12 protein-coding genes are annotated in these 12,228 nt (G+C 43.1%); 7 read left to right on the forward strand and 5 right to left on the reverse strand.

The window, feature by feature from the left end; genetic code table 11:
- Positions 1-17 precede the first annotated feature (17 nt).
- The 4 genes from JG725_RS12745 to dcuC all read left to right on the forward strand — a co-directional run bounded on the left by JG725_RS12745 (position 18) and on the right by dcuC (position 5,662).
- On the forward strand, positions 18-1,808 hold the full coding sequence (locus tag JG725_RS12745; protein ID WP_199378304.1) for a pilus assembly protein: 1,791 nt from the start codon (positions 18-20) through the stop codon (positions 1,806-1,808).
- A gap of 124 nt (positions 1,809-1,932) precedes the next feature.
- Positions 1,933-2,568, forward strand: a complete 636-nt coding sequence (gene grxB, locus JG725_RS12750; RefSeq protein WP_199378305.1) for a glutaredoxin 2 — start codon at positions 1,933-1,935, stop codon at positions 2,566-2,568.
- Positions 2,569-3,097: 529 nt separating this feature from the next.
- Positions 3,098-4,213, forward strand: coding sequence for a mandelate racemase/muconate lactonizing enzyme family protein (locus tag JG725_RS12755; RefSeq protein ID WP_199378308.1), 1,116 nt, complete (start codon positions 3,098-3,100; stop codon positions 4,211-4,213).
- A 195-nt stretch (positions 4,214-4,408) separates the two neighbouring features.
- Positions 4,409-5,662 (forward strand): C4-dicarboxylate transporter DcuC, encoded by a 1,254-nt coding sequence (gene dcuC / locus JG725_RS12760; RefSeq protein ID WP_199378310.1) that lies wholly within the window; start codon positions 4,409-4,411, stop codon positions 5,660-5,662.
- Positions 5,663-5,897: 235 nt separating this feature from the next.
- Here dcuC and JG725_RS12765 read toward each other — a convergent pair whose 3' ends face one another.
- Complete coding sequence (locus JG725_RS12765) at positions 5,898-6,815, reverse strand: LysR family transcriptional regulator (protein WP_199378312.1); 918 nt, start codon at positions 6,813-6,815, stop codon at positions 5,898-5,900.
- 276 nt (positions 6,816-7,091) lie between these two features.
- Complete coding sequence (locus JG725_RS12770) at positions 7,092-7,319, reverse strand: hypothetical protein (RefSeq protein WP_199378314.1); 228 nt, start codon at positions 7,317-7,319, stop codon at positions 7,092-7,094.
- Between the two features lie 565 nt (positions 7,320-7,884).
- Here JG725_RS12770 and JG725_RS12775 point away from each other — a divergent pair.
- From JG725_RS12775 to JG725_RS12785, 3 genes are all read left to right on the forward strand, one after another.
- Positions 7,885-8,448, forward strand: coding sequence for a hypothetical protein (locus JG725_RS12775; RefSeq protein ID WP_199378316.1), 564 nt, complete (start codon positions 7,885-7,887; stop codon positions 8,446-8,448).
- 307 nt (positions 8,449-8,755) lie between these two features.
- The gene (locus JG725_RS12780) at positions 8,756-9,298 is read left to right on the forward strand and encodes a hypothetical protein (protein WP_199378318.1); all 543 of its coding nucleotides are present in this window, start codon (positions 8,756-8,758) and stop codon (positions 9,296-9,298) included.
- Entirely contained in the window at positions 9,298-9,798 is a 501-nt protein-coding gene (locus JG725_RS12785) for a hypothetical protein (RefSeq protein ID WP_199378320.1), read from the forward strand. Before JG725_RS12780 ends, JG725_RS12785 begins: the two co-directional genes overlap by 1 nt.
- 129 nt (positions 9,799-9,927) lie before the next feature.
- On the opposite strand, the gene JG725_RS12790 is transcribed toward JG725_RS12785, so the two are convergent.
- From JG725_RS12790 to JG725_RS20660, 3 genes are all read right to left on the reverse strand, one after another.
- A complete protein-coding gene (locus JG725_RS12790) occupies positions 9,928-10,743 on the reverse strand; it encodes a hypothetical protein (protein ID WP_199378322.1) in 816 nt (271 codons plus the stop codon).
- Positions 10,740-11,693 (reverse strand): toll/interleukin-1 receptor domain-containing protein, encoded by a 954-nt coding sequence (locus JG725_RS12795; RefSeq protein ID WP_199378324.1) that lies wholly within the window; start codon positions 11,691-11,693, stop codon positions 10,740-10,742. The genes JG725_RS12790 and JG725_RS12795 overlap by 4 nt, the downstream gene beginning before the upstream one ends.
- A gap of 433 nt (positions 11,694-12,126) precedes the next feature.
- Positions 12,127-12,228: integrase core domain-containing protein (locus JG725_RS20660; protein ID WP_233356425.1), on the reverse strand; the 102-nt coding region annotated here is incomplete at its 5' end.

Raw genomic sequence — 12,228 nt, forward strand, 5'->3', positions numbered from 1 at the left:
TGAAGGCGGCAGCAGCCATGACCACACTCCGATTATTTATTCGTAAACTCCTGCACGAACAGCGCGGCGCGGTAACGGTGACCTATCTGCTTTGTTTTCCGGTGATCTTGTTTATGTTGCTGGGATCGATTGATTTTATTCGCTACAGCCTGGCGCAGGGCAAGTTGCAAAATGCGCTGGATGCGGCGGCGATTTCCGCCGGACGTAATCTGGAAAAATTTACCCCGGAGGTCGGTTCCGACCATGAAACCCGCTGGCGCGCCGACGCCGCCGGCTATTTTCACAGCAATATGCCGCAGGGTTTTCTCGGCAGCCGGATCCCGCCTGAGTCGCTGAAGATCGATTACGCAACGGGGAATACCGGACAGGGCGCAATCGGCGCACAATTGGTACAGATGTCGGCCAGCGGTACGCTTCCGTTGCTGACCACCGGGATGATGGAGAGAACGTCCTTTAATTTATCGGTGGCGAATGAAGCGGTGCGCCGCAGAGGCGATCTGGAAATGGTGCTGGCGCTGGATAATACCGGTTCGATGGGGCAGGGCAATCCGAAAAAAATCGATGCATTGAAAGCGGCGTCGAAAAACTTGGTCGCGTCGCTGTTGCAAGATAGCCGTAACGGCGACAGTGATGTCGCTATCGGTATCGTGCCGTTTGCCGATACCGTCTACGTTGGTAGAGATAAGGCACACTGGCTGTCGCCGTCGGCGCAAAAATCCCCTTATATCGCCAGCAACATAAATTGGGCGGGTTGCCTGGTGGAACCGTATGTTGGCGATACGTTTGCGGCCGAGCCGGGATTACCGGGGCGATTTGAACCGCTGATCACCGTCGCGACCCTCAGCGCGCCCGATAACCATCTAATTACCACCGCACAGCTGAAAGCCCGCTATGAGAGGCAAAGAAACGGCGGCAAGGCGGTGGCGGAATATCGCATTTTTCCTGCTTTTGCACCGCAGATTACCGGCCCTCGCAGTATTCTCGCCGACATCGATAGTAACGGCAATATCGTGCCGCAATTCGCTTTCAATCCTGACTATATACAAAAAAATGTCCGCCATGATAATTGTCCTCCTAGCCGGGAAATGCTGTTTCTGACCGACAATAAAGCGGCGCTGGAACAAAAAATCGGCGACATGGTTGACGATGGGCGCACCATTATTCCATTAGGGTTGCTCTGGTCATGGCGCATGTTGGAACCCGGCTGGCGCTCAGGCTGGGGAGACGGACAAAAGCCTCGCGATAAGGCTATCAACCTGGATAAAGCCGTGGTTCTGCTGACCGACGGCAATAACCAGCTTGACGCCGGCGTCACCATCGATGGCGAAAAAGACATTGCCGTGGAGTATGCCGTTCACTTCAAATATCAGGTACGAAAAGACGGTAATAGCGCCTGGTCTGAAGCAGAGGACGACTCTTACAGCGCTTATATCGAAAAACTGAACGACGATAATCACCTGCTTTCGTCTTATAAGTATGCCAACAGCGTTGATTTTACCTCATTGCGGGTGGGTTCCATCGCCGAAATAAGAAGCGGCGGCACGGCGATACAGCCGTACGGAGAGAAAATGGATAACGCCGCTATGAATAAGTTAACCGCCACGCTCTGTACCAGGATGAAGCAAGAGGGCATTAAAATTTACACGGTGGTGCTGGGCGACAGCGTGAGCGACGCGACGAAAACGCTGATGCAGAACTGTTCCAGCGGCGCGGGCGGTTATTATTTTGATGCTTCCAACGTGAACCATCTGTCGGCGGCGTTCGCCAGCATCGCCAACTCACGAACCGAACTGCGGCTCAGTAAATGAGAGGCCGGTGACGGATGCATTTTCTTTACCGACGCCCATCGCTGGTATTACTCTGGTGACATCGCTTTTGGAAAGCGCGGGACAAAACAATATCCCGCCGTTTTACGTCACCCAGGAGTCAACTGTGAAACTTTTCATCTATGAGCATTGCCCGTTTTGCGTCAGAGCCAGAATGATTTTCGGTCTGAAAGAATTGCCATTTGAACTGTCCGTTATTATGGAGGGCGACGTTGAAACCCCAACCCGAATGGTCGGACGCAAAGTCGTGCCTATTTTGCAGAAAGACGATGGCAGCTTTATGCCGGAAAGTATGGATATCGTTCATTATGTAGACAGCCTGAAAACGCCGTTATTGGCGGATAAACCCGCGGATCCCGTCATTGAAGAATGGTGCAAGGCAGCCTCCGGGGCGGTTTTCAAACTGGCCGTTCCGCGCTTCACCCGATCTGAGTTTAAAGAGCTATCTACCCCGCAAGCGCGCTCGGCTTATTTACTGCGGGAAGAAAAGGCCTTTGGCGATCTGGACGCGCTCATTGCCGATACTCCCGCATTGGTCGCTGATGTCCGGCAAAAACTCGCCGAGCTTGAACCTCTGCTGGCCAATAAACGGGATATCTCCACCACCGATTTTATTCTGTTCCCGGTTCTCCGCTCGCTGACCATTGTTAAAGGCGTTAGCTTCGGGCCGAATGTCGCCAGTTACATTGAGCATATCGCCAAGACAAGTAAGGTTGATCTGCTGAGCGATCGGGCGATGTGATCCATCGATTGAACATACTCAAAGAGAATAAAATAATCGATTTATCCGCCAAGTTTATATCAATTAAACCTAATCGATAATTTCATCTTTATTGAGTATGGCCGTAGAAACAACACAACCGGCCGGAGCCGGTTGTGTCGCTGTTGGTGGGAGCCAGGCCATATCGCATTTGGGCGGCTAGTCGGTATTCCCGGCTGATACCGATCCAGTAATTTCCTTACTCATATCACTTAATAAAAACTGTTTATTACATGACCCTCCCTATTAAGAAAGGAACCCAAAATAGCTATTTAAAATGAAGTATAATCAAAACCTATAATATTATATGTAATTTCCAATTTGAATTATTATTTATAGAGTGCGATAGTCCAAATAAATAGCCAATGAGGCGAAATTTTTAGAGATTTACGGCGGAATTATTGGCTGTTATCTCACTATTTATCATTAAAAAAATCCTGAATTATGCGCGAATATCTCGAATATGTTAAGTGCTCTATATTTCGATAATATTTTCATAAAGGAAAAATGAATGAAGATCACAAAAGTTGAATCTATTTTAACAGGCTCTCGCCGCTTATTCGTAAAAGTGTACACTGACGAAGGTATTATCGGCACAGGCGAAGGCGGGAACTGGGGCTTCAGGGAAGCGGTGGCCGGCGCTGTTGCCCGCATGGCAAAACCGTTGATTGGTCAGGATCCGATGCGGATAGAATATATCGGAAGCGAGTTATATAACCGGTTTAAATTCGGCGGCACGGTTGTCGGCAGCGCGATTTCCGCCATTGACATTGCTTTGTGGGATATCAAGGGTAAGTTTTATAATGCCCCTATTTATGAGCTGTTAGGCGGCGCCGTGCGCAAGAAAATTCGTTTATGGGGCGTTGTGAATGGCAAAACCATTGAGGAGAGCGTTGAATCAGCGATAAAGCTACAGGCGGAAGGATATACCTGCATTCGCTTAAATCCAACCAACATCAGGGAGGCCACCGGTACTTACGCGCGCCAGATGAAAGCAATGAGCGATATGATTCATGCCGTGCGTGAAGCTGTTGGTCTGGATATGGATATTGGTTGCGAAATTCATCGTGCGTTACAGCCGCATGAAAGTATTACTCTGCTGAGGATAGTAGAAGACTGCAATCCTCTCTTCTTCGAGGATCCTATTAATTATGAAAATTATTTATCGCTGAAAGAAATAACGCGTAAAACTAAAACACCGATCAGTGCCGGAGAGCGCAGTTTCTGCATTCAGGATGTTGATATGCTGCTTCGGGAGGAAAGCGTTAGTTTTATTCGGCCGGACATTTGTGTTATGGCGGGTATTACCGGTTGTAAAAAAGCCGCAGCAATTGCGGAAAGTCATTATGTAAATGTTATTCCGCATGTTGCCACTGGTAGCATTAATCTTGCCGGTAGTCTGCATCTGGCCGCCGCAATACCTAATTTTGAAGTAATGGAAATGTGTCCTATTACAAGTGAATGGGAGAATATTCAAAAAGAGATAACTACGCCGTTTAAAATTGAGAATGGCTACTTAATGGTGCCGGAAGGTCCGGGACTTGGCGTTGAGCTGCGGGATGACGTTAGAGAAACGGCTCCATATTGTGACTGGGAATGGGACTTCGATAAATGCGATATAAAATAAGGTTGCCTAAAAATAAAATAATCTGACGAATGTCCATGCTGTTTTACTCTCGTATAATAGTAATAAAATTGACCACATAAAAATGGCCCTGCGTTGCACGGAGATTTTGCATGGCGTCGAATAATCCGCCGCTTTGCAAAACCAGGTAAAGCCAACAATAAAAACCAATGCAATTATATTAAGGAGAATAAAATTATGATATGGGCTGGTATTCTTATTATTATTGCAACATTTTATTTTATCATAAAAAATTATGAAACCAGATTGGTGCTAATTATTTCCGGCGCAGTTATGGCATTGCTCGGGGGAAATGTTGTCAGTGCGGTCAATGCCTTTGTCAAAGAGTTAACCAATCCCGGTCTGGTGCCAACAATTTGCACAGTCATGGGCTTCAGCTACGTAATGGACTATACAGGCTGTAGCAAACATCTGATTACTTTTATGACGAATTTGTTAAAGAAAGTGCCGTTAATTATTATTCCCGGTGCTGTTTTATCCACATTTTTCCTGAATATTGCTATACCAAGCGCGGCTGGCGTTGCTGCTGCCGTAGGAACACTTTTAATTCCTACTTTGCTGGCCGCAGGTGTTCGTCCGGCAATGGCCGGCAGCGCTGTGTTTTTAGGAACATGGGGGAGCGTCATGAGTCCCGGCCTGATGTTTAACCCTCAGGTAGCTGAAATGGCTGGGGTGGATGTCATGACCGTTATCTCGACCTTTTCCAGACAGGTATTAGTTGCTGCTGTTGTCGCCGCATTGATTTTAATGGTGATTGCTTATGTAAAAAAAGAAGGCGTGGGAAGCAGCCCTTCAGTCAGTAAAGATGGGGAAATTGAAAAAAACAAGGTCAATTATTTATTTTCCTTTATACCTGTCGTCCCGATTGTTATTTTAGTTTTAGGCAGTAAACAGGTTCAGTTGATACCTGAATTTACAGTGCCTCAGGCAATGATCTTGGGAACCGCGTTAGGGTTTATTATTACCCGACGGCATTTAAAAGAGATGACAAAGCAGTTCTTCCGCGGAATGGGGGATGGTTTCTGCGATGTCGTCGGCATTATCGCTTCCGCCGCAATGTTTATTCAGGGGATGCAGGCCATTGGTCTGGTTGACGAGTTGCTGGATATAATGAAAAGTTCGCAGCAACTGGCCAAATTCTCGGCGGCGTTTGGTCCTTTTATTATAGCGGCCATATCAGGAACGGGAAATGCGGCGGCACTTGCTTTTAATGGAGCCGTAACACCACACGCCCCGAGTTTCGGCTATGGTATTATCGAAATGGGATCCATGGTTCAAATCGGGGCCGCTTTAGGGCGCACAATGTCACCGGTATGTCCGGCGGCAATTATTCTGGCTAAAATTGCGGGCGTTAATCCTATAGAAATTAGTAAACGTAATATGATTCCAACGATCATTGCGGCATTTATCGTATTGTTTACATTAATGTAATAAGGGTGGCTTTGCCAACTCCAGGGGCCGTTACCGCCAGAAAAATAATTATTTTCGTAAAGTTAAGCACTATCTCTATCAGAACTGTCATGGTATTTTCACGGTATTACGGCTATTACTACGCCCATAAGTTCGGTAAAAAAGAAAATTATTAATATCGTGATGAATGGTGCCAGGGATGGCAGGTGGCTGGGGCTGAAAATCAGGATTAATGCCGTCGGCCGATAAAACGGCATTACCTGTAAATACTTTTTACCGTTGAAAAAAAAGAAAATATATCTTTAGACAGATAAGCATTTTTTCTATAAACAAACCCCACTTGCAATTGATCAGGCACACAGCCGTTTAATATATAATATTTTCCGCGAAATTCGGGATTGCAGTAAGGAATGATCACTTCCGATACGAACGCAACGCCTATGCCGGCGACGGCTAACGCGTGGGCCGTTTCCATGCTTCTGACCTCAATGATTTGTTTGGGTGTAAATTTTTGTTTTTTAAAGAAATTTGTGAGCTGGATTCTGGATTGAGAATCCGGAAGAAGATAAATAAACGGCTCATTTTGTAAATCAACCAGATTGATTGAGGGATATGAATCAACAGAACTATTGACTTTATACTTACTGTTAACAGGATGATCGCGGGGCAATACGATTAAATGCCTTTCCTTATTGATAAGAGAATGGGTTAGATCGTTGTTTTTTACCGGTAAAATTTCCACGCAAAAATCTATATCACCAGTAAGTACAGCACTTTCAAGTTTTGATGCATTATTTTCATAAATAGAAACTGTTATGCCGGGGTATTTATTATAGAAAATCGGAAGCACTTTGGGGAAAAAGTACTTTCCCCGGAATTGAGAAATGCCAACGGTGATATTTCCATTTTTTAAATCGGCTATGTCCTTCATCTTCTTGTGAAGTTGTTTTTCATAATTTAAAATCTGGTAGGCCATTTCAAGAAATTGCTTCCCGGCGAAAGTCAGCATTAAGGGTTTTCTGCTGCGATCAAACAATTTTACCCCCAGTGATTCCTCGATACGGGCGATGGATTGGCTTAACGACGGCTGAGTAATAAAGAGCCTTTGCGCCGCGTTAGAAAAACTCTTTTCTTCTGCGACCATTAACACATATTTAATATCACGAAATTCCATAGTAAGATCTTCTGTTAACTAACTGTTTTAGATAGTAGATCCCCCGCAGGGATCTCAGTCCAGATTGTACAATCCGGTCAATCGACAAATATCACAAACCGACAATCGGACGATCATGGCATCAATTCCTCGAATTGAACGACGCCTGATGCGGAAAATCCGTATGGTTACGAAGTCCGGCAACGTTTGGCCCGGGTTGCGCTAAAAAAATCCTATAGAGACTAATACTGCGGTATTAGCCAGCCGATACAATATCCGCCATCACATTTTGGATAGTTAGTGTTCACTCCGGAGTACTAAATTATTGTCTATTGAAGAGATAAATAAAATACTGTGTGAAAGTGATTCATCCAGCAATGCGTTCTTGCCAATACCAAAGATAAATATTAAATCCTTTATCGCATCCTGTTCATTGCTTCGCGATTGATCTACTGGTACATCCTGATGGCGTAAAATACTGGCAGCCGCTCTACCACTTTGATGGAAAGCAAAAAGCTTCTCCATTACTAGCATCTGCCTGTCGTTTCATGGGCTGGAGGAGTTGAATTTATTCCCTATTATTTTGATTAGATGGCTTATTCCTGATTCAACTTTTGTTTTATGGGCCTAAGTGTGGGCCTAAAGATTTTGTTTGCTTGATTAAAGTGGAGGCTGTGGGATCTTTTTGCGAAATGAGTAGCAAAAAGATTTTCAGCCGAGGAATCGAATTGTGTATTTTATAGCCATAGGATTCAGGTCTGATACAGCTTCGACTGTGAATAGTCAGAAAGATATATATCTGTGTAGAACCCAATTTATGCATGTCGCAGAACTGCGCGTAACGATGTTTACTAAGCAAATTAGATAAACACAGAGCAATTCTAACTAAATTTGGTTTCTATTGAGATGGTAATGACCAGTATGGCTAAAATTTAATCTAATCGCACTCACTTCACCCGTTTGTGACATTTTTTAACAAAGTATGCACTTACCCTGTTCATTGCGGCAGTATAAAATTCAATCATAATCACATCAAAATATGTTACAAAGCTCTAAGTATTTTATAAACCCTTAATGAAGGAGCGTTTGCATGGATGATAGCAGGATGGTCAAAAGTAGCTTCGTAGTCTCTTTAGTTGGTGTATTTATCGCTATATGTGCATTATGCTTATCAATCTATCAAGGATATTTACAAAAAATAAACTATGAAGTTTCTGTACAACCTTATATAACAATAGTACCAACTATTGATAGAGCAAAGAATGAATATGGATATTACATCTATAATGCAGGTGCTGGCAGAGGGTATATTGAGAAAATAGAATACTATATCAACGATAAAGTAATCCACGCTGATAATTTATCTTCGCTTGTATTAATCGTTCATCACTTTGGATTAAATGAAAAATGTTTCGCTTATGGTAATCCTCGAAAAGGTGATGCTGTATCCCTGGATGAAATGAATACGCTTCTTACAATTAGTGCAGGCGCATATACTTTACCTGAGTGCGCACAAACCATTCAGGATTTTCATCAGCATATGAATAAAACACCTTCTGATATTTCCTTTAAAATATGGTACAAATCAATTTACAATATTACTTTCATCTACAACTCAGAAGATAACTCACAGGACCGTTATAGCCTTTTCTGAATTAATGTATTAATCTATTCCACATTAATTAACATATCATGTTGTGAGTAACGTCCGCTTCTGGCATTTAAACACCCATAACGCCCCCCTGGGCAGCTATGAGCGAGAAGCGGGCATAGCGGTACAATAATCTGTAAGGCTGTCAGGTGCAATGAAGGTATTACTAACAATACTGTGGGTGAATCAATGGGTTTAGGTCACCATGTCCCCCTCAGCTCATTTGCCTGCATGTAAAAGCGAATTTTGCGGGGCGAATTATGTAACATGCCTTTTGTTTGAGAGATCCTCTATAGCTTTGGGAGAGAAAATGACGAAACAAAAAAACAAGAAGAATACAATAATCAAATCAACAATATCTAAAACAGCAGATATCGGTGCAAATCTGGCGCTCAGTTTTGTTCCAAGAGGAAATACGACTTATGAACTGGCAAAATTGGGCATTAAACAAGCCAAAAGGTATGTAACTGAACGGCAGGAAAAAAGAATAGTCGATTTCCACGCGAAGCTCCTAAAACCCAACACCACCGGAGATAGTGGACTCAGTGATGCATGTATTGAGGCCGTTGATTATCATGCATTATTAAACGCATGTTTGCAGGACATCGAAGATGAAAAAACTGAACTGTATGCTACCCTTGCCTGGAATGCTGCTTTCAGGAATCTTTCCTCCATAGATCTTCGTTTCTTTTGTTTTTCCCTTAGCGAAATGACCTTCAATGATCTCGAAGAAATGCGTGTTGCGTATATTGCTTCAAAGTTTAACCTTGTTCCACCGGAGGGGCGGGTAGATTTGAAAAATCGCTGTCACCAGAGCAGTCACCATCTGGGCTTTTTTATGGCCGCAAGCTAATGGAATTAAGAGGTTTTGTCGAAAAAAGTAAGATAAATCAGTATGGTGAGAAATTTGTTCAAGCATGCTACCCAACTGAAAAATTGTTGCCTGAATCGATACAGATGTCCGAATGGAAAAATGCTGGCTCGCCAATATTTATGCTGTCTTATGAGCTTGATGACCCCTATGTCACCCGTTTACACATACATTTAAGTGACCTGCTAAGAACTTGTGGATTTAAAACCACCCCATTGTCTGCTCCTGCAAGAAAACTAACTCAACTTGCATCAGTCAAAGCTAGTATATTAATATTTAAAAGCAAGCCTGAACGAATTATCAATAATATAAACCATATTGGTAGTCTGACAGATAAAGGCTGCATTGCTGTCCAGATATGTGATGATTATCCGACAGTACTTGAACCATTACGCGAAACGTTTGAGATAATTGTTAATATCAGTGGTGATGATCCACTTTCAGATGCAGTTCAGGTCGTGAATGCCATTCATTTAAAATAATTAGAATGGAAATTTAAAATATACCACCAGATAGCTGCGCAAAATAGTAGATCATTTTGAGGGTGCTCTGCCTAGTGTGCTATCTAAACATCATAAATCATCAACCAGGACTACGCGATGCCGATGTATTTATATTGCTCCAAATCGTTTTAATAGCTCTAATTGCTTCTGTAATTTTTCTGTATCCAAACTGGAATCTAAAGATATATTAACATTGAAAATTGCACGTGGAGTCGATAAATCCTGCTGCAATTGTTGAGAGGGTTCTACGTTGCCATTGGGAGATATTGTTTCCGTATTATTGGTCGTATTATCTATTCTATCTTCTGTAATTCCACCATCTGCTACGAGATCTTCAACAAGTTCTCCATTTTTTTCACATTTATCCTGTTGTTGCTTGTCGCTTTCATTGAGTTCAACAAGAGATTTGTGACTGATACTTTCACCATCAACAGTAACTAATTGAGCAAGTAACATCCCTGCTACGTAGAGATCGACACATAGTTCAGCTTGATCAGGATGAACTCTTAAATCGGATACCCTTTGTTTTAGTTTCGCTTTAGTAACCATATCTCCATGATATGTATCGAAAAGTTTTTTAAATATCTTCGGTAGTAAAATAGCTTGCTGATATAATGGAATAAGCTCTTCCTGCGGTGCGGCTGATATTTTTTTTGCTAACTCTTTAGCTGAGTAACCTGTCTTTGAATCACCCGTAAGAAACCCGTACTGTCTCAATGATGATATCTTTATTTCGCCTAAACTTCCTTTTGCGCCTAAAACACCAGAGAAAATAAGATCTTGTGGTTGAGCACTAATATGTGTTTTACTAACCAACTTTTTAGCGTATTGGAGTGCATCGCTTAAAGATATTCTTGGGAAAGTTGCACCGCCTGTACGTCCACCTTTGGGCATTTGTTTTGTTTTTTTCTCAGTCGTGTTCATACGCTCATCCTCAGAGATCTAATTAATTCATCTAAACCAGATTTATATGAAACTGAAAAGTCTGCATATTTCTTATCAGCGATTATAGGTGGTATCGATGCATCATCTAATTTAAGTGGAAGAATATGCACCTTTCGACGCTGAACTTCATTCATAAGTGCGTTATTAAGTTCTTTTTGTACCCAAGCAGAGTCTACTGAGTGTTTGCTCATTGCGATAAGGAAAAAATCTGAGCCAGCTAAACCTTGAGCAACTTTTTCAGGAATAGAATCTCCAACTCTTATTCGTTGTTCATCTAACCAAACATCAATACCATTTGCAGTAAGGTCGCCTGCGAGTTGTCTGATGAAAGGTTTATCTAAGGAACTATGCGAAAGAAACGCAACACGACGCTCTTTCTCATCATGATGACGTTGTTCTTTCATTTCCGTTGCGGCGTCAAGCAGATCTTCGGCAAGTAGATCAGGCTTAAGGGCTCCGAGAGTGTTAGCCCATTCTAAAAGCGGATTAAGGTCAGAAGCAACAAAAGGAGATATCCCCATAGTTGTAGCCGCTTTTCGGAGCGCTGACTCAGTTTTATCACCTAACCGAAGAAATTGGCGAACTGCTATAAGCAATGGAAGCCGCACCAAAGCCTCTTTTACCACTGCCTCTTTCTGGACGTGAGAGCCTTTATAAGGATACGGAAGAATTAGCGCATATCCTGTACCTACAGCATCTATTAAGCCGGTTTGACAAGCATTCTTCAAATGCTTGCCTGCTGTTCGAGGATCAATCCCAGCAAATTGTGCTACTTGAGAAATGCTTGGAGTATCTAACCACGCAACAGCATCTAAGACTAAGAATAATGCATCCAGCTTAGCTGGTTCAAAACGATGCGATGATATCGAGCGATTAGCTGGCGATTTTCGCTTTTGAGTTTGGCTTACAGTCCCTTTCTTAGTGGTCATTTTTTCTCCAAGTGAAGAACTTAACACCATGAATTTACATGCATACCAATTTTAAATAATGCACCTTGCTCTTTCGTTGTGCAAGAGGGTGTCAACCAGATCATGTGGCTTATTTTTTGAAACCGAAATGATTGCAGCGGACAGATTTGTCGATTGGTTGTACTGACCCCACACCGGCAGACAATCCTGCCATATGGTTGGAGTGCCCCCGAGCCCGTAGACAAATCTGCCCTATAGTTTGAGCATAGTGACCTCCTCCCATATCCTGACCCAGGATCAATTAGAGGATCTGTCTTTTTTGACCTCCTCCCATATCCTGACCCAGGATCAATTAGAGGATCTGTCTTTTTTGACCTCCTCCCATATCCTGACCCAGGATCAATTAGAGGATCTGTCTTTTTTGACCTCCTCCCATATCCTGACCCAGGATCAATTAGAGGATCTGTCTTTTTTGGTGACTTCGGATAAATTCTGCCGGAGTCAGATCATTTAATGAAGAATGTGTCCTGTCATGGTTATATTCTTCCCGCCAGCG

Source organism: Brenneria sp. L3-3C-1 (genome assembly GCF_016456245.1).
In the GTDB taxonomy this organism is placed as follows: Bacteria; Pseudomonadota; Gammaproteobacteria; order Enterobacterales; family Enterobacteriaceae; genus Brenneria.